This is a genomic window from Thermogemmatispora carboxidivorans (genome assembly GCF_000702505.1).
Classification (GTDB): domain Bacteria; phylum Chloroflexota; class Ktedonobacteria; order Ktedonobacterales; family Ktedonobacteraceae; genus Thermogemmatispora; species Thermogemmatispora carboxidivorans.
Map to the genome: position 1 here is coordinate 111,113 of NZ_JNIM01000001.1, position 21,380 is coordinate 132,492.

Here is a 21,380-nt window from a genome sequence, read left to right on the forward strand (position 1 = left end):
CCTGAGTGAAAGGGGCGCAAGGGCCAGATGCTATGCCCGAAGAACGCAAGCTTGTCACGATCCTCTTCGCCGATGTGACCGGCTCTACTGCTCTGGGCGATGAACTTGATCCTGAAGACTTGCGAACCTTGATGAGCCGCTACTATGCCCATGCCCGGCAGGTAATCGCGGCCCACGGCGGTACACTGGAGAAGTTCATCGGCGATGCAGTCATGGCTGTCTTCGGCTTACCACGTGCTCATGGAGACGATGCCGAGCGCGCGCTGGCGGCGGCCCTGGCCCTGCGCCAGGCCGTGGAAAACGATCCCCTCTTTCCCCCGGCGTTTCGTCTGCGCATCGGCGTCAGCAGCGGTGAGGTCGTCGCCACAGGCGATAGCAGCCAGGGCGATTTCTTAGTGACGGGCGACGCGGTCAATGTAACCGCCCGCCTGCAGCAAGGCGCAGCGCCTGGCGAGATCCTGGTGAGCGAGCGCACCATGCAGGCAACCAGGTTTTCCTTCCTCTTCACCTCAGCGCGCGAGCTGACCGTCAGAGGCAAGCCGCAGCCGCTGCGCGTCTTTCCCCTGAAAGCTCCTCTTCCGCAGCGCCTGCTACAAATGCCGCCTTTTGTTGGCCGACAGCGTGATCTGGAGCAGTTGCAGCTCTTGATCGATCGTGCCTGTGAAGAGCAACGACCGTATTACCTCTCCCTCATTGGCCCGGCGGGCGGTGGTAAGACGCGCCTGCTAGGAACCTTCCTGGACGCGCTTGCCTCCCGTCCCGAGCTGCGTGTTGTGCGCGTCTCTTGTCCGCCCTACGGTCAGCTCTCTGCCGTTCAGCCCCTGCGTGCACTGCTCAGCAGCCTGATTGCAGGACAGGGGGAGCCTGTGCCGGAAAGCGAGCGAGTGAGGCTGCGGCAGCTCTTTGATGAGAGCGGCTATGGTCAGGAAGAGGCCGTCCGCCTGGCTGGGCTGATCCTGCAGTCGCTCGGTCTCGTCCCAGGCAGCAACCTCCTCCCGGAGAGTATCTTCAGCGCCTGGCGTCAGCTGCTGGAGTGCCTGGCCCGCCGCTCCCCTCTCCTGATCGGCATTGATGACCTGCAGTACGCCCCGGACAGCTTACTTGATCTCATCGAGGCTCTGCTGGGCATCCGCGCCTCTGTACCCCTGTTGCTTGTCCTGCTAAGCAGACCCGAATTGTTGGAGCGTCGTCGCACCTGGGGAGCAAGCCGTCAAAACTTTTTTTGTCTGAGTCTCCCACCCCTCACAGCCGGGCAGCTGCGCCAGTTGCTAGAGGGGAGTGCGCCAGCCCTGCCCATCGCTATACGCGAAGCCATTGTTCAACGGGCCGAAGGCAATCCCTTCTTTGCCCTGGAGCTGGCGCGTGGTCGGCTAGAGCTGCAAGACCAGGGTCGCAACCCGGTAGAGATCGCTCTACCCGATACCGTTCATGCCAGCCTGCTAGCCCGCCTTGACCTGCTGCCGGCGCCGGCACGTCGTCTGCTGCAGATCGCCGCAGTGGTCGGACGCAGCGCTCCCCGGTCCCTACTGCAGCCTATCTTTCTCCTGCAGCACAATCAGGCTCAGGCTGAGAAGCCTGGCGAGCCTGCCGAAGGCTTTACGGAGGCTCTCGATGATCTGCTGCTGCACGCACTGCTAGTAGCTGAGCCTGGCGGAACGCTGGCTTTCGCGCAGAACCTCGTACGCGACGTTGCCTACGGGACACTGGCCCGTGGCGAACGCATCCGCCTGCACAGTCAAATAGCGACCAGCCTAGAGCAAACAGCTCTCCTCTCGGAGCAGGCTACCAGGGAGCTGAAAGCTTATCACTACCGCGAAGCTCTGCGTCTGGCTCGTCAGGGAGCTGTACGGCAAGAACCGCCATTTCCTCCGGCTGCAGCCCAGCAAGCCTTCGAGCAGGCCGGCCTCCTGGCTATCCAAAGCGCGGCCTTTACCGAAGCCAGGCACTGGCTGGAGCTGGCTATCGAGCTGGCCTCACCGCTGGAGCAGGTGCGTCTCTATGAGCTGCTCGGCGACAGCTTCTATTGGGGGGACACACGGCGGAACGCCTATCGGCAAGCCCTCGCGTGCTGGCGCAGTCTGGAAACTGCTGAACCACTCACCGGCGCTCGCCTGCTGCGCAAGATCATCGTCGGCGGCACCCGCTTCGCCCTGGTGCGCCCACTCTCGCCGCAGGAGGCTGCTCGCCTGGCACAAGAGGCCCTCACCCTTGCTGAGCAGGCGGGAAGCGAAGAAGAAGTCTGGCGCCTGCGCGTTGCCATCTGCTTCACCGTCGTCCTCGATCTGCTCCAGCACCCTCTTGCTTCACTCGAGACCCAAGCGAATCTGAAAAAACTGATCATCTCGTTCACAAACGTCTTCGCGCAGGCGAGTCCTGACCCGGCTCAGACCTATGAGCGGCTGGAAGCGCTGTGCGATAGGGCGAACGAGGCCGTAGACTACTTCGGGCAGCGTGACGATCAGGCCGCTCTCAGCGAGGCGCTCGACGCCCTGGGGCTGCTGCACTGGTATCTGGGAAAAGAGGAAATCACACTCAGTGCGGCCCGGCGCCGCTTAAGTCTCCCCGATCTGCCACCAGAGGAATATATTGATGCCATCAATGTAGCAGCCTATGCCAATCTTGTCTTCGGCAACTTCCAGGAGACAATCGAGCTTGGCAAAATGGCCTGCGCTCGTGCTCGCACGGACCTGCCTCTGCCGCTCCTCAGCAGAACGCTGTCCGCGCTTGCCATCGCAGCCTTTCTCGCTGGTCGCTGGGAGGAGATCGAGGCGCTGGCATCCTTGCTACATGCTATTCGCGAAGAAGTAGCTCCTGATGAGGAGCGCCTCGCCCACCTGTCGGATGCATATTGTTCGCTCTTCCTGGTCGCTCAGGCACGTGAAGACGAGGCCCAATGTGCTGACCTGGCCACCCTCCTGCGCTCCTTGCTTCCCAGAGAGCAAGGCCTCGAAGCCGATCGTAGCTTTCAAGAAGCACTTCTCCAGGATGACCCAGAGCTTATGCCTGCGGAAGGCTTCCGGCGTGATCAACTCCACCTGCTCTACCGCCTGAGATTCTGCAGCGAACACGGCCTGAGCGCCCCGCCGGCCCTGCTAAGCTGCGCGGACCAGGTTCTCAGAGAGCGCCAGGGCGCCGTGCTGGCTCCCTACCTTGCGATCGCCCAGGCCCTGACCATCAACGACCCGGCAGCTCTGGCCCAGGCCATTGAGGCAGCTGAAGGAGCGGGACATCTCGTGCACGCCGCCCGCATGCGCCTCATCCTCGCTCAGCGCAGCGGCGACCGGCGACAGCTAGAGCGCGCCCGTCCCATCCTGGAGCGCCTGAGAGATCGACGGACCCTGCGGCACCTGGCCGAGATAGAGGCCAACCTCGGCGGGACTCTCTCCAGCTAGTCACTGGGCTGCTCCTTCCCTCACCCATCACGCAGGCAGGCCAGCAGACCACGCAGCAGCTCCTCATCCTGCTCCTCCAGGACCGTGCGCGGATCAAGCAAGAGCGCATCGCGCAAGATCCGTCCCACGATCGGTACTGGACGAGAGCGCAAACGACGTGCCAGCTCCTCCAGCGGGCAAGGTACCTGTCCCTCCTCCAGGGCCAGCAGCGCTGTAGGGAGCGTCTCCCCTGGCAGCGAGCCCCCGCCGATCGTCGACTCACCGGGGCGGACGCTGGCCGCAACTCCCTGCCCCTGCAAAGTCTGGGCCCAGCGTGTCGCGCGCTCCTGCAAACGCGCAAGAGGAAACGCAATCATCCGCCAGACAGGAATCGCCTCCTCAGCCTCGCCGCGCTGATAATGGCGCAAGGTTGCCTCCAGAGCCGCCAACGTCAGCTTATCCACCCGCAGCGCTCGCATCAGCGGATGACGAGCGATACGCTCCAGCAGAGCGGAGCGTCCCAGGATAATCCCCGCCTGGGGACCGCCCAGTAACTTATCACCCGAAAAGCAGACCAGGTCAACACCCGCCGCCAGACTCTCCTGCGGCATCGGCTCATGGGCCAGGCCATAGCGCTCGCTTGGAATCAAGCAGCCGCTGCCCAGATCCTCCATGACCAGCAGCCCATGATCGTGGGCCAGGTGCACCAGCTCACCGACCGGGGTGGACTCCACAAAGCCCGTCAGGCGGAAATTGCTCGGATGGACCGCCAGCAGCAGGGCAGTGCGCTCGGAGATCGCTGCCGCATAATCGCCCAGGCGCGTTCGGTTGGTCGTGCCCACCTCCACCAGCAGGCAGCCGCTCTGGCGCATCACATCGGGCACGCGGAAACCGCCGCCGATCTCCACCAACTGCCCGCGAGAAATAATCACCTCGCGGCCCGCCGCCAGCGTTGAGAGAGCCAACAAGACCGCAGCAGCATTATTGTTCACCACCAGCGCCGCCTCAGCGCCGGTCAGCTCACGCAGCAAAGCCGCGGCATGCACGGAGCGAGAGCCGCGCTCGCCGGCCTCCAGGTCGTACTCCAGATTGGCATAGCCTTGAGCCACGGCCTGGAGCGCCTGGAGGGAGGAGGCGCTCAAAGGAGCACGGCCCAGGTTTGTATTAATAATCACCCCGGTAGCATTAATCACCGGGCGAAGGGAAGGCTGGAGGGTCACCGAGAGCCAGCGGCGAGCGGCAGAGAGCAGTTCGGAAGGTGAAGGGCAGGGAGCGCCCTGGCGGAGCGAGACGCGGGCCTCTGCTACCACCTGGCGCAGAGCGCGTGTCGCCAAAGAGCGCCCAAACTCAGCGCTCAGCTGCAGCCCCTCGGGTGACTGCAACAGAGCGCTAATCGAAGGAAGAAGACGCAACATCGCAGCATCCTCAACAGAGAAGAAGGCAGTGTACAGCAATCCAGCAATCCAAAGCGGCGACTGACCAGGCGCACACCCGCGGTTGCGTCCTCAACATCAATGCAAAGAATAATACATTGTAATGCCCAGGCTATTGGCGATCTTCCCCATAATGGCGTAGAGATCTGCATCGTGGAGCCGGCAGATCGCGTATTGGTCCGCGAGCAACGTGCGCAGAACGGGGTAGAGGAGCTCCGTCTTCACCAGGCTATCGGTATCCAGAAGAGGATAATCGCGCTTCAAGAGCAGGTGGTGATAGGGACGGAGCTTACCCCGATAGGACGTCAGTGCGACCACATTGACGGCGCCGGCATGGCGGCAGAACGGTTCAGCGGAGACCACCAGGGCCGGGTGCCAGTCCAGGATGCGCTTCTCCTCGATGCCGGGGGGAAGGGCGGGATAGCCGAAATTCACCCAGTATACCATGCCGAACTGCACAGGCGTATGATACGTCAATGCTTCAGGCGGCAACTCTGGTGGATGAGGCATAGCGTTTTATCCAGACACCCTACCTTGACACATCACATGATAAATTGAGATAGTACTCAGTAACGAGAATAATACCACAAAAAGGGCCAGCGTGCATCTGGCGCAGGGTAGTTATGACCGTAACTGGTGAGCGGAGACGGCGGAGGTGCGACTGGATGTGTCACCGCTTTCGCGCTGGGCATAGAAGCAAGCGCTAGTGAGGGGCCAAGAGCGCTCGACCAGGCTCAGGCGCTCCTCGCGTTCCTCCTCACTTTCCTCCAGGAGGGCCTGAGAGATCAGCTCCATCTCCTGCTGATACTGCTCAGCGAGCAAAGAAGAGCGCTTGAAGTCGCAATTCGTTGCCATAGAGAATACCTCGTTCCTTCTTCCTTCCTTCGTCCTTTTCCGTCCTGACCAGAGAACAGCGCCCGGCGCCATCAGGCCCAGGCCGAGCTGTTGCAGGCTGGCGCGAGGGTTACACCCGTGCTGGTGGGGAAGCGCATTTTCTTCGACGCAGGAAATTATACCAGCAAAACTGGCCTGCGACAATGACAGGCCCCCAGACTTTCCTAAACCGCTGTGCTCTTCACCAACCTTCCCAGAAAAGTGCTTGACATCATCTGCCCCGTCAGCTATAATGGACACGTCAGCCAAACAGCAAGGAGCTGGCAACAACTGAGTAATTTCGCGTGGGCAGTTTCCGGAGCGGTCAAACGGGGCTGACTGTAAATCAGCTGGGAAACCTACGGGGGTTCGAATCCCTCACTGCCCACCAGCGCAACAGCGGCATGCCTCGCTCAGAGCGTGCGCTCGGATGAGGTGAGTGGACGAGCAAAGAGGCGGCTGCAGGTCAGCGGTGCGCCTGGCGCGCGTGGAGAAGGTGAGGGTGTGACAGGATAGCGGTTGAGGGAGATGGCCCGCCGCCTGGTGTCAATGCGCTGATGATCTGTCTGGCCCGTGTGGCGCAGCGGTAGCGCACAGTCTTGGTAAGACTGTGGTCATGGGTTCGATTCCCATCACGGGCTCCCGTGGTTTCTGATGATGCCTTGCTGCTTTCTGAGGCATGCATCTTCACGAATATCCGCGCCGGATCTTTCTACGTTTCGCTGCCGTCTTCTGATACCGTCGCCGCTTCCCTCCTTCTTCGAAGATTCTTTCCTCTCCCGGTGGCTTGCGTCAACGACCATCCTGAGAAGAGGCGAAGAATCCGAAAGGCGAGAGAAGTCAGGTTGGATACCAGACCGGTCCGTTCGCTCGGTCACTCGCTCGTCAATCCGCCTGAAGAGAACCATAAGAAGCGTTAGAAAAAACGAGGGTGCCGCAACGAGGCGCGAGTCCTGAAAGACTCAGGAGACGGCTGCTGTATGTCTAGCGCTGGTTGCTCTTTTGTTATCTCTTCATCATTTTGCTCTAGTACGGTCGAATTCCAGGAGGAGCCTTTGAGGTTATGGCGAAGCAGAAGTTTGAGCGGACGAAGCCGCATGTGAATGTGGGCACGATCGGGCACATTGACCACGGGAAGACGACGCTGACGGCGGCGATCACGCGGGTGCTCTCGCGGGTGCTGCCCAGCAGCGTGAATAAGTATATTGCCTTTGACCAGATTGATAAGGCGCCCGAGGAGCGAGAGCGCGGGATCACCATTTCGATCTCGCATGTGGAATACGAGACGGAGAAGCGGCACTATGCGCACGTGGACTGCCCGGGGCATGCGGACTACATCAAGAACATGATCACGGGAGCGGCGCAGATGGACGGGGCGATCCTGGTGGTGAGCGCGCCCGATGGGCCGATGCCGCAGACGCGGGAACACATTCTGCTGGCGAGGCAGGTGGAAGTCCCAGCGATGGTGGTGTTTTTGAACAAGGTGGATATGATGGAGGATGAGGAGCTGCTGGAGCTGGTGGAGCTGGAGGTGCGGGAGCTGCTGGCGAAGTACGAGTTTCCAGGGGATGAGGTGCCGGTGATCCGAGGGTCGGCGCTCAAGGCCCTGGAGAGCAAAGGGGATCTGACGCGCAGCGATCCCGATGCGCGCTGCATCTGGGAGCTGCTGGATGTGGTGGACAGCTACATTCCGACGCCGCAGCGACCGATAGACAGGCCGTTCCTGATGCCGATCGAGGACGTGTTTGGGATCAAGGGGAGAGGGACGGTGGTAACGGGGCGCATTGAGCGAGGCAAGATCCGGGTGAACGAGCAGGTGGAGATTGTGGGCTTCAGCGATGAGGTGAGGACGGTGGTGGTGACGGGAGTGGAGATGTTCAACAAGACGCTGGATGAAGGGCTGGCGGGGGACAACGTGGGGTGTCTGCTGAGAGGAGTGGAGCGAGACGAAGTGGAGCGAGGGCAGGTGTTGGCGGCGCCGAAGTCGATTAAGCCGCACAAGCTGTTCAAGGCGCAGGTGTACGTGTTGTCGAAGGAGGAGGGGGGGAGGCATACGCCGTTCTTCTCGGGGTACAAGCCGCAGTTTTACATTCGGACGACGGACGTGACGGGGACGATCCAGTTGCCAGAAGGGGTAGAGATGGTGATGCCGGGGGATCATGTGAACATGACGGTGGAGCTGATCTATCCGGTGGCGATGGAGGCGGGGGTGCGCTTTGCCATTCGCGAGGGTGGCCGCACCGTCGGCGCGGGCGTCTGCACCGAGGTGCTGGAGTAGTCGTCGGTCCGGCCTCTAGCGGTCAGTGTCCGCCGCCTACCTGGTCAGCCATCGCTTCGCTCTGGCTGGCGCTCTCTGCTGCCCCTGTTGCCGCAGAGCGCTGGGCTGTGAGAGTACGATGAGCAAGCGCCGACAAAGAAACAGCAAGGGCGCTCCCGCGCGTAGCGGCCACAGCGCGGACAACAGCAGATGACCTTATGGTCAGGAAGGAAGCCCAGCGCGGCTCAACCTGCTGCCTTGCCTGCCAGTACAGCAGCAGCATGTGAGAGGTGCCCGGCTGTTGTTCCCTTCCTGACCTTCGCGCGTAGGTGAGTGACTTGACGGTCAGCAAACTCTCCTACTGCCGTCAGAGGAGGGTAGCATCCCTGAACGGAGAGAACTATGGCTAGCAAAAGTAAAGAGAATCGGATCATTGTTGCTCTTGCCTGCTCGAATTGCCGGCATCGCAACTACCATACTTCAAAGAACAGGCGCACTCATCAGGACCGCCTTGAGCTGAGAAAGTTCTGTCCCAACTGTCGCACTCATACGATCCATCGCGAGACCAGATGATAGCCGGGCAACGATCACTCCTGATCGAGAAAGGGTCAACGTGGCAAATAAAATGGCCGAGAAGAAAAAGGCTACTTCCGCTTCAAGCGAGGTTCTCCAGGCCAAGCCCCGCGGCGAGAAGGATGCTCCTGCCCGCAAGGAGTCGAAGCAGATGACGCAGCGACGCGAGGGCCGTCAGGAGGTACGCCGCGAACAGAAGCCGTCTGTTTTTGCTCGCTTGCTCCAGATGAGGCTGTTCCGCTTCCCCTATGAGGCCTATTACGAGCTGCGCTACAAGGTCACCTGGCCAACGTTCGAGGAAGCGCGCAATATGACGATCGCGGTGATTGCGCTCTCCATCGCCCTCGGTGTCGTCCTCGGGCTGGTCGATATTGGCCTCTTCCAGCTATTCCGCCTGATCACTGGTACCGCCAGGTAGATTCACGCGGGTCGGGAGCGAGGTAAGTAAAGCACGCCAGCAGAGTAGCTGCCTGTGCTGGCTACCTGCCTGCTCTCTTCTGTCAGAAGGCGGCGCTTTTGTCGTGATCGGGGACCTGGTGGGGGAGCTTGCCGGGTCGGCGGATGCTGGCAGATCAGGTATGCTGAGAGTGAAGTCGGTCTTGCGCTGTGCAAGTGGGCGAGTCGAGTGGGGTGGCCTGGAGACTGGGCCTGGGGGGCTGTCTCATATCTCGTGCCAGGTGCGGGCGTTGGGAAGATAAGGAAGAGAAGCTTGAGGGGGTTGATGAGTAGTGGGTGCCAGTCTGCACAGGTCTGCACAGGGCCTCGGTGTAGAAGTGCTGGTCTGGGGATGATGTGGTGAGTGACGGCGCCGGGGCATATCTCCGCACATAACAAGGATCGGGCGCCTGCAGGTCCTGTCGAGAGAAGAGGGGGAGCAACAGATTCCCGCGCCTCTGTGTTGTAATTTCTGTGGATATGGAACAGACGAATTGGAAGGACGCCCTCCCAGTGGCCGGCCAAGAAGACGCCGCTGAGGTGGGGGTACCAGCTTTAGCGGGCAATAAGCAAGAGGGAAATACCATGGTTGCTGATGACCCAAATCCAAACGAACGGGCTGGCTCGGAAACGCGGTTCAGCACTGCGCTGTCGAAGTCAGGTAGCCCTGGTGCTGGAGAGCGCGCCTGGTACGCGATCCACACCTACTCCGGCTACGAAAATAAGGTCAAGAGCCATCTCGAAGCGCGCATTGCCTCGATGAACATGCGCGATAAGATCTTTCGGGTCGTCGTGCCAATGGAAGAAGAGGTGGAGATTAAGCAGGGGCAGAGGCGGACGGTACAGCGCAAGGTCTTCCCTGGCTATGTACTGGTCGAGATGATCTTGACCGAGGAGTCGTGGTATGTGGTGCGCAACACGCCGGGGGTCACCAGCTTTGTTGGGTCGGGAACACGCCCGGTGCCTCTTCAGGAACATGAAGTCAGGGCGATCCTGAAGCAGGTTTCTGAAGAAGCCGAAAAGCCGAAGACGAAGATCAGCTTCACGAAAGGTCAAAGTGTGCGTGTCATCGATGGTCCCTTCACCGATTTCATTGGGACTGTCAGTGACATCAACATGGATCGCAACAAAGTCACGGTTCTTGTCTCCTTCTTTGGGAGAGAGACGCCAGTGGTCCTGGATTTTCTCCAGGTCGAGAAGATTTAACAATCCACAATGGAGGCGGGAGGTTTAGCGTAACCTCCCACTTTTTCATACATGCATGCTCGCATGCATGAAAGGCGACGCTCGGCGCGCTGCCCCGCCAGGTCAGCCAGGCGCTCCGGCCCCTGCCGGAGCCGCTTCGGCGGTGCCTGCCGCCAGGCCCTGGCGTCGCCGCTCACTGTCGGCCTCTGCCAGCGAATGGTCTGTCTCTTCTCTGGCCTGGCTGACATGGGCGCGAGCACGCACTCATTTTGCGATTGTCGCTTGTTGAGGGAGCTGGAGTTACAATGGCGAAACGTATCAAGACTGTGATCAGGCTGGAGCTGCCTGCCGGTGAGGCTAAGCCTGCGCCTCCGGTCGGTACGGTGCTTGGCTCACAGGGCATTAATATCGTGGCCTTCTGTAAGGAGTATAATGCTCGCACGGAAAGCCAGCGGGGCATGATTATCCCCGCCGAGGTCACGATCTACGAGGATCGCTCGTTCACTTTTGTCACGCGCACACCCCCGACGACATTCTTGCTGAAGCAGGCTGCGGGCATCGAAAAAGGGTCTGGCACCCCCGGCAGGGCAAAGGTCGGTACGATTGACCGCGCCAAGCTACGTGAGATTGCTCAGCTAAAGATGAAGGACCTCGATGTCCACGATATCGAGGCCGCTGAGCGCAGTGTCGAGGGGACGGCCCGCAGTATGGGGATTACCATCGTCTGAGCAGGCGCGACTGTGCTTTGCTCGCCAGAGATCGGCCATCCCTTCCTGTCCCGGCCCAGGTGAGAAAAGTGGTCCGATCGGCTTGGCATAGACCGTCACCCGAGCCTGAGACTTAGACCCGCTCTCGCCTGGCCAGGACAAGACCAGGTCCCGGCGATCTGCTGACAACACGTATCTGCCCGTCAGTCACTGCGGTCGATCACCACAAGGAGGGCTTTCTGTCATGCCGAAGAAACACGGGAAGAAATATCTTGAAGCTTTGAAGTGGCTTGAGCCGGGAAAGCTCTACCAGCCCCAAGAAGCTATTCCCCTGCTCAAGAAGATGAACTACGTCAAGTTTGATCCAACTCTTGAGGTTCATATGCGCCTCGGGGTTGACCCACGACACGCCGATCAGATGGTGCGCGGCGTGGCCTTGCTGCCAGCGGGTACCGGCAAGGATGTCAAGGTCCTGGTCTTTGCCCAGGGCGAGAAGGCACGCGAAGCCGAGGCCGCTGGGGCTGACTTTGTCGGCCTCGATGATTTGATCAAGCAAATTGAAAATGATTGGCTGGGCTTCGATGTGGCGATCGCCACGCCGGATGTCATGCCGAGGATAGGTCGTCTGGGTAGGAAGCTCGGCCCGCGCGGCTTGATGCCCAATCCTAAAACAGGTACGGTCACGATGGATGTGGCCCGTGCTGTACGCGAGGCGAAAGCCGGGCGCGTGGAGTTCCGCGTTGATCGCACAGGGTTGCTGCATGTACCAGCGGGCAAGCTATCTTTTAGCGATGAGGCCCTGCTCTCCAATCTGGCTGCCATTCTCGATGCGGTAATGCGCGCCAAGCCAGCCAGCTCCAAAGGGGCCTACATCCGCAATGTCGTCCTGGCTTCGACAATGTCGCCAGGGGTGCCGCTGGATCTGCAGTCGGCTCTTTCCTTGCGCGTCTAGCTTGAGCGGGGACGTGGAGGCGAGGCTGGCTTGACGGCCTGCCCGTCTCTTGCCTATAATCTGAACAGCCTGTAACCTTTGCGACCGAAGACAGCAAGTATGCCCGGGGCATGTAAATGATACCGTCCGGTATCAGCTTGCCGAGGAGCGCGCTCTGCTTCTTGCTTGCTGGCATATGGGTAGGCGATGTCTGAGCAAGGCAGAGCACAGAGGAAAGGATTGCAAGAGGGCATATGTTCTGTGCCGTGTTAGCGGCCTGCTGCTCTGTTGACCAGGCCGCCGCTGCGCTCGCTATGCCCGGTTATGCGTAGCTGCGATCCATCCACTGCTACTGCTTCCAACGGAAGCTTGCCTCTGGGCCTTCGGTGTTGCACTGAAGGCCCTTTTTCTTCGCGCGCTCTGGTGATGAGTCAGGTCGTTGACCTGGCTGGCCTGGTTGAGTGTTGACCGGCCCGGCCAGCGGCTAAGGTGGGTGCTGATCTCCACGTCGCGTCAAGAGCTTGCTGCCGACCGAGGGAGCTGTTCCCGCCGCTGCGCGCCAGGTCTCAGGGCTGGCGCGGGGGTCAGGTGAGACCGCTTTTTTCCCCGCTGACCCGGTCGCGGGACATACTTGCCCGTCTGCGAACCCATGTTGCCAGAGACTGCTCTCCCCAAGCGCATTGGGAGGCTCTCCCCGCTTGCTGGGGGGAGCGGAGCAGCTGGCGGCTTTCTCCTGTTAAGCAGACTAAGCAGACGCAAACTGCAACACAATATGAAAAGAAAGGAGGGGAGAGCGGAATGCCTACACCGGCGAAGGCGGTAAAGATCGAAGAACTGGCCGAGAAGCTGGCGCGCTCGCGGATCGCCATCCTGATTCAAACGCAGGGGCTTTCGGTCAAGGAGATGAACGACCTGCGCAATAAGGTGCGCCCGATGAGTGTCGAGGTGCAGGTGGCCAAAAATACCCTGCTGCGCCTGGCTGCCGAGCGCAACCAGCTGGAAGGTGTGGACCCAAACATCTTTCACGGCCAGACAACCGTAGCCTTCGGCTACGATGATGAGGTGGCAACCGCTAAGGCGATCGCCGATTACTTGCAGAATTCAAACACGGTGGTCCTCAAAGCGGCAATTCTGGGGGGGCACTCGCTGACACCAGAGCGCGTCGAGGCCCTCGCCAAGATCAGCGGCGGCAAGCCTGCGGCTCAGGCGCAGTTGGTCGGTGGTCTGCAAGGGCCGCTGTCTACAACCTATAGCCTGCTGACTGCTCCCTTACGCGACCTCTGCTACGTTCTACAGGCGCGGGCCGAGCAGCTACAGGAGCAGCAAGCTGAGCATGCCTGATGTCACTTGTATTGAGCGTTATCTAGTGCCTATCACGAGATCATCCGAATCGGAGGAGGTTGCTCCATGTCCGTTGAGAGCATCATTGCAGAAATTGAAAAGCTGAACGTTTTGGAACTCGTTGAGCTGACCAAGCAGCTTCAGGAGAAGTGGGGAGTCAGCGCGGCTCCAGTCGCGGTAGCGGCAGCCCCGGCGGCAGCTGCTCCGGCTGAGGCAGCTCCTGCGGCCCAGCAAGAGGAGAAGACCGAGTTCGATGTCATCCTGAGCGAGGTTGGCCCCGAGAAGATCAAGGTCATCAAGGTGGTGCGCGAGCTGACCAATCTTGGCCTCAAGGAAGCCAAGGAGCTGGTCGAAGGCGCTCCCAAGCCGGTCAAGGAAGGCGTCTCCAAGGAGGAGGCTCAGCAGATCGCGGCCAAGCTGCAGGAAGTGGGCGCCAAGGTTACCGTCAAGTAAGACATGCTGGCTGTCCTGGCGCTGGCTCTCCGCCTCGCCAGGCCGGCAGAGCAGAGGGCGCGCCTCACAGCGCGACTCGCGCCGTCGACGGCCAGCCGCTCCTGTGGGCGCCCCTCTCGCGGCTCTGATCGCCATTGTTGCTGCTGCCCCTTCAAGCAGCAAATGGCTGTTGCAACCTCGACCCGGCTCCCAGCCCGCCAGTCGGAACTGCCAGGCGGCTCTTGTTCCCTCTACCATCCTGGAACATCGCCCCCTGCTTGTGGAAGAGCCTGGCCAGCCAGAGAACTCCCCGCGGCAGCCGGCATCAGAGCCATCTAGACGCTGACAAACTAGCGTGATATAATGCATGGGTGTATCATCCAGGACTAGTCGGATTACTACACAGGCTGAGAGGCGCTCGCCAGAGCATCCTTTCAAACCTGCTAAAAGCTTGACTATCTCACCTGAGCCTGCTGAGGAGGTGAAACAGAGGGTGGCATTGACTCGCGAGGATAAAGCTGACATTATCGCTTCGTCGCACGTCCACGAGGCCGATACCGGCTCGCCCGAGGTGCAGGTCTCGCTGCTGACGGCTCGTATCAATCAGCTCACCGAGCATCTGAAGGTCCATAAGCATGATTTTCATTCCCGTCGCGGCTTGATGATGCTGGTGGGCCAGCGGCGTCGCTTGCTTGCTTATCTCAGCCGCAAAAGCCCGGAGCGTTATCGGGCCTTGATTGCGAAGCTCGGCCTGCGTCACTAAGGCCCAAACAGAGGCGAGGCCTGGTGACCTCGCAAGCGATCGGTCGGCATGTCTCCTGGCTCCTCCTCCGCTAACTCGCCTCGCGGACGCTCCTCTGTGTCTCAGGGCAAGGGTGAGAGTGGCAGTAAAAGCAAGCAGGAAGAGAAAGAAAAGAGGAGGGGCGTTCTCTTGTAATGCTTGCCGACCGCTCGCTGCGCGGCTACTGGCGCAAGCTCCTGCAAGTCTGGCGGTATGGTCCCTGGCCGGGTTATGGCTGTGAGCAGGACCACTGGCTGACGTTGCTGGCCAGTGTCTTGCCTACCGTCCCAGGAAGGGAAGGGTAGAGGTGCTTGCTGGGCAGCTTGCCAATCTGGGCCTGAGCCAACGACAAAAGAGGGGCTTGTTTCTCTCTCTCACCTGCATATGATGGGCTATGCGCTCGCTGACAATGATGGTGTGCACGTCGCTTGTCTGGAATCATGAGTGATCATCTCTGGCTGTTGCCTAGGAAGGAGGCGGGGCTGTAGCCTGCTCCCTGTCGGCCAGCTAGCCAACCAGCCAGCCGAGAATCAGTCGGCCTGCGTGAGAGAGCGGGAAACGTAGAACTTGTTTGGTCTCGCCTTACCACAGAGAAGCAGGCAGCAGAATCAATCTTCTTTCCGCCAGGCACAGCGCCCTCCGCTTGCTATGGACCTGGTCAGGAGTAGAACAGCACGTCGGTAGCCTGCCAGCCAGAGCAATGCTGACAGGCCACAGTGGCACAGCCAGCGACAGAGAAAAGGCACGGTGAATCACTAATCTGTATCTGTACATCTTGAGCGGATGACCAACGGTCGAACGGTCGATCGTGCGGTCGAATTGGGTTTTCTCAGTAAGGGGCTGAAAGCAGCGCGGTTTCATTCCTTCTTTTTACTCGCTCGCTTGTTGTAGCGGTTCGGAAGGAAAGCGGTCAGTCATTCAGTCAGTTAGTCAGGAAAGAGCAGAGGCAGGGAACTCATTCAAGCAAAGTGATCGTTGCGAGCAAGGTAGAAGTAGAAGTAGTAGTAGCAGTAGTAGTAGCAGTAGTCGGTCAGTTGTCTGTTCACAAGCACCCCGTTACGTCCCCGTGAAGCAAGGAGAGTTTCCAGGTCTACGGTCCAGCCAAGGGGTGTATAGTAGTCGGAGGAACTATGATCCATCGTCAAGAAGCTGTCATTGGCGGTCGCGTCATGAGCATTGAAACCGGACGAGTAGCTGAGCAGGCCAATGGCGCAGTGTTGTTGCGCTATGGCGATACAGTGATCCTGGCGACCGCCGTAGCCAGTGAAGAGCCTCGTGAAGGCATTGATTTTTTTCCATTGACCGTTGACGTTGAAGAACGCATGTATGCCGCCGGTAAGATCCCCGGCGGGTTTATTAAGCGCGAGGGGCGGGCTTCCGAGCATGCCATTCTCGCCTGCCGCCTCGCTGACCGCCCGCTTCGCCCCCTCTTCCCGAAAGGGTACCGCAACGATGTACAGATTATTATCACTGTGCTCTCTGTAGACCAGGAGAATGATCCTGATGTCCTGGGGATCGTCGGGGCCTCGGCGGCCCTCTGTATCTCCGACATTCCGTTCGCTGGCCCGGTTGGTGCGGTGCGTGTAGGTCACATTGATAACGAGCTGGTGATCAATCCGCCGGAGTCCCAGATGGAGCGCAGCCGTCTCGATCTGGTGGTGGCTGGCACAGCGGATGCGGTGATGATGGTCGAGGCTGGGGCCAAGGAGCTGCCCGAAGATATCATGTTGGAGGCGGTGATCCGTGGCCAGGAGGCGCTGCAGGATATTATTAAGATGCAAGAGAAGCTCATGCAGGTGGTGAATGTGGCCAAGCGGCCTTTCGAGGCGCCCCCTGTCGATGAGGAGCTGCAGCGCCAGGTGGCTGAGTTCGTCGTGCCGCGCCTGGAGCAGGCGGTGAACCACCCCGATAAGACGGCGCGTGCGGCGGCGCTGACCGTGGTCCAGAATGAGCTGGTGCAGACGCTCGGGGCCCAGTATCCCGATCGTTTGAAGGAGATCATGGCCTTCTATGAGAAGGAGCTGAAGACCTATGTGCGCAACCAGATTCTGGATCATGGGATCAGGCCCGATGGGCGCGATCTGAAGACGATCCGCCCGATTACCTGCGAGGTCGGTCTGCTGCCGCGCACGCATGGCTCGGCCCTCTTTACGCGCGGTCAGACCCAGGTGCTGAGTGTGGTAACGCTTGGCTCGCCGGGAGAGGAGCAGATCCTTGACGGCCTGACCCCCAGTGAGAGCAAGCGCTTTATGCATCACTACAATTTCCCGCCCTTCTCGACCGGCGAAACCAGGCCGCTGCGCGGTCCAGGCCGCCGCGAGATTGGCCACGGCGCCCTGGCGGAGCGCGCACTGCTGGCGGTGATCCCCTCGCAAGAGGAGTTTCCTTATACGATCCGCGCCGTCTCCGATGTGCTCTCGTCCAATGGCTCAACCTCGATGGGATCGGTCTGCGGAACAACCCTGGCTTTGATGGATGCCGGCGTCCCCATCCATGCGCCGGTGGCCGGGGTGGCGATGGGGCTGGTAACCGGCGAAGGTGAGCGCGCCGGCAAATGGGCTGTGCTGAGCGATATCCAGGGGATCGAGGATGCGCTGGGCGATATGGACTTCAAGGTCGCTGGCACCGCCGATGGCGTGACGGCCCTCCAGATGGATATCAAGGTCAAGGGCATTAGCTACGATATCATGGCTAAGGCCCTGGAGCAGGCGCGCGAGGGCCGCATGTATATCATGGAAAAGATGCTCGATGCCCTCGATGCTCCTCGCCCAGAACTGTCGGTCTTCGCGCCGCGCATCCAGACAATGAAGATCAATCCCGACAAGATCGGCGCGGTGATCGGCCCCGGCGGTAAGACGGTGCGCAAGATCCAGGATGAGACCGGCGCCAAGATCGATATCGAGGACGACGGGACGGTCAATATCGCGGCCACTTCCAGCGAGGCGATGCAGCAGGCGATGGATGCCATCCGCGCTCTGACCGAGGAGGTGGAGGTCGGTCGCATCTATACGGGCACGGTGCGCCGCCTGGTTGACTTCGGGGCCTTTGTCGAGATCCTGCCTGGCAAGGAGGGCCTCGTCCGTACCTCGCAGCTTGCCGACTATCAGGTGTCGCGCCCCGAGGACGTGGTTTCGGTGGGCGATGAGATTACGGTAATGGTGATTGAGGTCGACTCGCAGGGCCGTATCAATCTCTCGCGGCGCGCTGCTCTCAGTGGTGAGTTACCTTCGCAGGCCGAGCTGGATAGTGACCGCGCTACTAGCCGTGGTGGACGCGATCGCGGCGGCTCGGGCCGTGGCGGTGGCTATGGCGGCGGCGGACGCGACCGCGATCTGGCAACGCCTGGACGCAATATCAGCTACGGTGGTGGCGGACGTGACCGCGGTGGCTACCCTGAGCGCGGCGGTGGCGGACGCTCGCCTGGCTACAATAGTGGTAACTTCGGTGGTGGACCGCGCCGCCCAATGGGCCCCGGTGGCTCTGGTGGCCCGGGCCGCGGTTCCGGTGGCTCGCGGCGCGACAGCGGCTTTGGCCCTCGTCCCAACGAGCGCCGCTGGTAGCACTCGCTGCCTGCGAGAACGCCAGAGCTGCAGGAGGGGGCCTCGCTGGGGCCGACTCGGCCAGCGCCAGCGGGCCACCCTCCTCTTTGCTTGTAGCTCATTCTCTCGCTCGCTCGCTCACTTACCAACCCAGTTCCACCGGCGCGTCGTCCACCGGAGTGGGCAGAGCACTGGACCGCTCGATGATATGGCGGTCACCCCCTCTTGACCTTGATTGTATGCCTGGCTTCAGGCACTGGCGGCCTTCTCTCGGCTAGCTCACGTCAGTGCCGATCATACGGCGAAGACAGCTCTGAGACAGCTTCGCCGACAGTACCTGCAGGTCCTAAGCCTCTTGCGGTGAGAGCTGAAAGGTCCCATAATGGTTGCCAATCCAGAAAGTGACCTGCGCCGATAGAAAAGAGCAACTTACTAGAGAGGTACCTATGTCGCCAGAGGAGATTCTACGGGAGATAGCTGCGGAGGTCTCTGTCTGCAAGAAGTGTGGCCTCTGTAAGGGACGCACGAAGGCCGTCCCAGGCGAAGGTCCCCCACAGGCTCGTATTCTCTTCATCGGTGAAGGACCTGGCTATCATGAGGATAAGCAGGGGAGGCCTTTTGTGGGGCCTGCCGGCCAGTTCCTCGATGAGCTGCTGCAGAGCATTAACCTCAAGCGCTCGGATGTCTTTATCACCAATGTGGTGAAGTGCCGTCCTCCCGATAACCGTGATCCCCTCCCCGAGGAGATCAGCGCCTGCAACGACTACCTGGATCGTCAGATTGCTGCCATCAAGCCGCTGCTGATTGTCACGCTGGGACGCTACTCGATGGCCAAGTTCTTTGGCACGGCCAAGATTAGCGCGATTCACGGCAAGGCTCAGAAGAAGGATGGCTATATTTGTATAGCGATGTATCATCCAGCCGCTGGCCTCCATCAGGCAAGCCTGAAAGAGACAATTCGCCAGGACTTTAAGAAGATCCCAGTGGTACTGGCCGAGGCCGAGCGCCTGGCTGCCGAAGGGAAACTCGGTCCTACCAGCTCGCCAGCGGCCAACCCCCCAGAGGAGCCGCCTCAGCAGCTTTCGCTCTTTTAGCTGATAGACTGGCTGAGCCACTCTGCTCCTCTTGGGGTGCTGGCACTGGCTACTCTCCACAGAGACGCTGGAGAAGAAAGGGGCACTGCCAGACACACAGTTCGCTTACAACCAGACAGAATCTCTTTCGCCGCTCACTCATGATGGCTGAGATGGACCAGCCAGGGACGCCCGCCGTGGGCGTCCTTCTTTGTTGCAGATGCTCCTCTCCCTTTGAGGCTTGTCTTGCTATGAGACGCCCGATTTTCTTCCTTGTTGGTGCTCTTTTGTTCCTGGCCAGAAAGTACCTACTGTGAATACTGTGACACATGATGATCTATTGAATCTTGCTTGCTAGCTTTGCTTCACGTATACTGAAAGCAGCAAGCACGGTTGCCCTTTAGAGATGGAGGATACGATGCGAGCAATTTCCCGGAAACATAGTGCTCTGATTATGTTGCTCGCCTTCCTCGTAGCACTGACCTTTGCGTTTGCTCCCCTCCCCGGCGCCAGTGCGACCGCCCAGGCCGCAACCACCTGGAAGGGCATTACCATCAACTGGTCAAACGTGCGTCGAGGCCCGAGCACTCAATACGCAGTTGTAAATGTTTATGCGCCAAATACAAGCGTAACGGTCTATGCAAGTGTTACGGGGCAGAATGTCTGGGGCAGTCCCTACTGGTATCGGATCAGCCCCTTGAATAGTGCCCCGCTCTACATTTATAGTGGCCTGGTTGTCAAGGCCCAGAGTAGCAGTCAGGCCAGCTCCTATGGCAGCGGTAAGGTCATAGTTGTCATCTTATCGAAGCAGTGGCTCTATGCCTATGACAATGGCAAGCAAGTCTTCAATACGGCGATTACCTCTGGGCGGCCCTCTCTCGCCACGCCGACGGGAACTTTCCATGTATTGCGCAAGCTGCACCCGACGACCTTCTATTCTCCCTGGCCTCCTGGTTCGCCCTACTATTATCCTCCAACGTTCATTAACTATGCGCTCGAATTCGACTGGGGTGGCTACTTCCTCCACGATGCCTGGTGGCACGGGGTCTTTGGTCCTGGCACCAATGGCTGGCACTATGATCCTGTAGCGGGTTGGACCTGGGGTTCGCATGGTTGTGTGGAGATGTCGGTGAAAGCGGCGGCCTGGCTCTATAACTGGGCGCCGGTGGGGACGACGGTCATTATCAAGTCGAACTAGTTGCCTCGTTCATTGGCTGGCTGGCCAGGTTTTACCAGGGGGTCTGTGCTTGCTATCTCTCCCATCTGCTGGCCAGCGAGCGAGCGATCAGCTGACATGACCAGCACGCCTCCGCGCAACGGCGCGGAGGCGTGGCTCGTCGGCCCGCTGACAGCCTGGTTCTGGCTTCCTCTCCCTGTACCCGAGTCACGCACGCACTTGCTCCGCGCTATTCTCAATCCCACAAGCTCAGGTTATCGCCTGCCCTGGCTCGTTCGCTCCTTCCCAGATTGGCCCATCCTCGACCTCCTCCATAGCGGTCGCCTGTCTGCATTGCTCATTGCGGCTGCCTGCCTCGGCGGCGCGAGGCGGTCGAGCTGCTAGCGGTCGTAAAAGAGAATGCGTCCGCAGTTACTGCAGGTTTGGATCTCAGCGCCCAGGCGCACGCGTTGCATCTCACTGGAGGTCAACAGCACGCGGCACCACTGGCACGAGTTCTGCTCAACGCGCGAGATCGCACGGCCCTGACGTGTGCGTCTCAGGGTCTCGTAGCGATGCAGCAGGTCGGCGGCAAGTGAGCCAGCCAGGGAGGCGCGTTGCTCTTCAAGGGTGCGGCGGCGCTGCTCCAGCTGGTCGAGGCGGGCGCGCTGAGCCGCGCTCTGCTGCTTCCAGTCCTCTTCGGCCCGGCGTAGCTCTTCCTCTCGCTGAGCTACCTGACGCTGCAGCGTCTCAATGAGATCCATCACCTCCAGCGTTTGCTCCTCCTGACGGCTTTGCTGCGCTCTCAGGTGTTGGACCTCCTGCTGCAAGCTGGTCAGCTCTTTGGGGCTGGTCACGCTACCGCTGTAAAGGCGCTGTTCTAGGGTCTGCAGGCGGCGACTGATCTCCTCTAGTGTCCACTCGGCCTCTTGCTGGGCCTGCTGCCCGGCTTGCAGTTGCTGCCGGGCGCTGGCCAGCTCCTGACGCAGCTTTGCCAGGGCACGATTATCGCGCAGGGCCTGGGCGATCACTTGCCGCTCCGAGGCGAGGCGCTCAAGCTCAAGGTCTAGCTGTTGAAGCTGAAAGAGTGGAGCAGCAACATGAGTCGTGCTCATGATCGATGCGTCTCCTTTCCGGGCTGCTGCCCTGACCGGTCTACCAGACCGGCCCCCCATGTGCGCAAGAAGGAACCAGCCTGTATTGTATCTCTTCTGACGCTCCTTGGGCAAGGATCGTGCGGTGCTCAAGGGATTGTTCACTTGCTTCTTCTCGGACAGAATATTCAATTCAGGT

19 protein-coding genes and 2 tRNA genes are annotated in these 21,380 nt (G+C 60.2%); 16 read left to right on the forward strand and 5 right to left on the reverse strand.

Annotation, left to right across the window (positions count from 1 at the left end):
* Nucleotides 1–32: 32 nt before the first annotated feature.
* Nucleotides 33–3,392, forward strand: a complete 3,360-nt coding sequence (locus N688_RS00415; RefSeq protein ID WP_052887440.1) for an adenylate/guanylate cyclase domain-containing protein — start codon at nucleotides 33–35, stop codon at nucleotides 3,390–3,392.
* 20 nt (nucleotides 3,393–3,412) lie between these two features.
* Here the strand turns inward: N688_RS00415 and selA are convergent, their stop codons facing one another.
* The 3 genes from selA to N688_RS00430 all read right to left on the reverse strand — a co-directional run bounded on the left by selA (nucleotide 3,413) and on the right by N688_RS00430 (nucleotide 5,659).
* Nucleotides 3,413–4,786, reverse strand: a complete 1,374-nt coding sequence (gene selA / locus N688_RS00420; protein WP_052887441.1) for an L-seryl-tRNA(Sec) selenium transferase — start codon at nucleotides 4,784–4,786, stop codon at nucleotides 3,413–3,415.
* A 96-nt stretch (nucleotides 4,787–4,882) separates the two neighbouring features.
* Nucleotides 4,883–5,314, reverse strand: a complete 432-nt coding sequence (locus tag N688_RS00425) for a type II toxin-antitoxin system PemK/MazF family toxin (RefSeq protein ID WP_052887442.1) — start codon at nucleotides 5,312–5,314, stop codon at nucleotides 4,883–4,885.
* A 111-nt stretch (nucleotides 5,315–5,425) separates the two neighbouring features.
* Nucleotides 5,426–5,659 (reverse strand): hypothetical protein, encoded by a 234-nt coding sequence (locus N688_RS00430; protein ID WP_052887443.1) that lies wholly within the window; start codon nucleotides 5,657–5,659, stop codon nucleotides 5,426–5,428.
* A 325-nt stretch (nucleotides 5,660–5,984) separates the two neighbouring features.
* On the opposite strand from N688_RS00430, the gene N688_RS00435 reads away from it, so the two are divergent.
* The 12 genes from N688_RS00435 to N688_RS22570 all read left to right on the forward strand — a co-directional run bounded on the left by N688_RS00435 (nucleotide 5,985) and on the right by N688_RS22570 (nucleotide 14,624).
* Nucleotides 5,985–6,068, forward strand: a tRNA-Tyr gene (locus N688_RS00435).
* A gap of 178 nt (nucleotides 6,069–6,246) precedes the next feature.
* Nucleotides 6,247–6,318 (forward strand) — tRNA-Thr (locus N688_RS00440).
* A gap of 422 nt (nucleotides 6,319–6,740) precedes the next feature.
* A complete protein-coding gene (gene tuf / locus N688_RS00445; RefSeq protein ID WP_052887444.1) occupies nucleotides 6,741–7,955 on the forward strand; it encodes an elongation factor Tu in 1,215 nt (404 codons plus the stop codon).
* A gap of 381 nt (nucleotides 7,956–8,336) precedes the next feature.
* Entirely contained in the window at nucleotides 8,337–8,507 is a 171-nt protein-coding gene (gene rpmG, locus N688_RS22120) for a 50S ribosomal protein L33 (protein ID WP_081838352.1), read from the forward strand.
* A 151-nt stretch (nucleotides 8,508–8,658) separates the two neighbouring features.
* Entirely contained in the window at nucleotides 8,659–8,925 is a 267-nt protein-coding gene (gene secE, locus N688_RS00455; RefSeq protein WP_162179464.1) for a preprotein translocase subunit SecE, read from the forward strand.
* Nucleotides 8,926–9,527: 602 nt separating this feature from the next.
* Complete coding sequence (gene nusG, locus N688_RS00460; protein ID WP_081839134.1) at nucleotides 9,528–10,148, forward strand: transcription termination/antitermination protein NusG; 621 nt, start codon at nucleotides 9,528–9,530, stop codon at nucleotides 10,146–10,148.
* Nucleotides 10,149–10,432: 284 nt separating this feature from the next.
* Nucleotides 10,433–10,855: a 50S ribosomal protein L11 gene (rplK, locus tag N688_RS00465; RefSeq protein WP_052887447.1), complete on the forward strand. Its 423-nt coding sequence runs from the start codon at nucleotides 10,433–10,435 to the stop codon at nucleotides 10,853–10,855.
* 223 nt (nucleotides 10,856–11,078) lie between these two features.
* Nucleotides 11,079–11,786 (forward strand): 50S ribosomal protein L1, encoded by a 708-nt coding sequence (gene rplA, locus N688_RS00470; RefSeq protein WP_052887448.1) that lies wholly within the window; start codon nucleotides 11,079–11,081, stop codon nucleotides 11,784–11,786.
* Nucleotides 11,787–12,563: 777 nt separating this feature from the next.
* Nucleotides 12,564–13,106 carry a 50S ribosomal protein L10 gene (rplJ, locus tag N688_RS00475; protein WP_052887449.1) on the forward strand — a complete coding sequence of 181 codons (543 nt, stop codon included), beginning with the start codon at nucleotides 12,564–12,566 and terminating at the stop codon, nucleotides 13,104–13,106.
* 66 nt (nucleotides 13,107–13,172) lie between these two features.
* The gene (gene rplL, locus N688_RS00480) at nucleotides 13,173–13,559 is read left to right on the forward strand and encodes a 50S ribosomal protein L7/L12 (protein ID WP_052887450.1); all 387 of its coding nucleotides are present in this window, start codon (nucleotides 13,173–13,175) and stop codon (nucleotides 13,557–13,559) included.
* A 472-nt stretch (nucleotides 13,560–14,031) separates the two neighbouring features.
* Nucleotides 14,032–14,301, forward strand: coding sequence for a 30S ribosomal protein S15 (gene rpsO, locus N688_RS00485; RefSeq protein ID WP_052887451.1), 270 nt, complete (start codon nucleotides 14,032–14,034; stop codon nucleotides 14,299–14,301).
* A gap of 173 nt (nucleotides 14,302–14,474) precedes the next feature.
* Nucleotides 14,475–14,624, forward strand: a complete 150-nt coding sequence (locus N688_RS22570) for a hypothetical protein (RefSeq protein WP_156025228.1) — start codon at nucleotides 14,475–14,477, stop codon at nucleotides 14,622–14,624.
* 654 nt (nucleotides 14,625–15,278) lie between these two features.
* Here N688_RS22570 and N688_RS22575 read toward each other — a convergent pair.
* Nucleotides 15,279–15,458 (reverse strand): hypothetical protein, encoded by a 180-nt coding sequence (locus N688_RS22575; protein WP_156025229.1) that lies wholly within the window; start codon nucleotides 15,456–15,458, stop codon nucleotides 15,279–15,281.
* Here N688_RS22575 and N688_RS00490 point away from each other — a divergent pair.
* The 3 genes from N688_RS00490 to N688_RS00500 all read left to right on the forward strand — a co-directional run bounded on the left by N688_RS00490 (nucleotide 15,450) and on the right by N688_RS00500 (nucleotide 20,129).
* Complete coding sequence (locus N688_RS00490; RefSeq protein WP_052887452.1) at nucleotides 15,450–17,879, forward strand: polyribonucleotide nucleotidyltransferase; 2,430 nt, start codon at nucleotides 15,450–15,452, stop codon at nucleotides 17,877–17,879. The two genes, N688_RS22575 and N688_RS00490, sit on opposite strands and share 9 nt — an antisense overlap.
* Before the next feature lie 425 nt (nucleotides 17,880–18,304).
* Nucleotides 18,305–18,952, forward strand: a complete 648-nt coding sequence (locus N688_RS00495; protein WP_052887453.1) for a uracil-DNA glycosylase — start codon at nucleotides 18,305–18,307, stop codon at nucleotides 18,950–18,952.
* 397 nt (nucleotides 18,953–19,349) lie between these two features.
* Nucleotides 19,350–20,129 (forward strand): L,D-transpeptidase, encoded by a 780-nt coding sequence (locus N688_RS00500; RefSeq protein WP_202901805.1) that lies wholly within the window; start codon nucleotides 19,350–19,352, stop codon nucleotides 20,127–20,129.
* A gap of 359 nt (nucleotides 20,130–20,488) precedes the next feature.
* On the opposite strand, the gene N688_RS00510 is transcribed toward N688_RS00500, so the two are convergent.
* Nucleotides 20,489–21,202, reverse strand: a complete 714-nt coding sequence (locus N688_RS00510; protein WP_052887456.1) for a zinc ribbon domain-containing protein — start codon at nucleotides 21,200–21,202, stop codon at nucleotides 20,489–20,491.
* Between the last annotated feature and the right edge of the window lie 178 nt (nucleotides 21,203–21,380).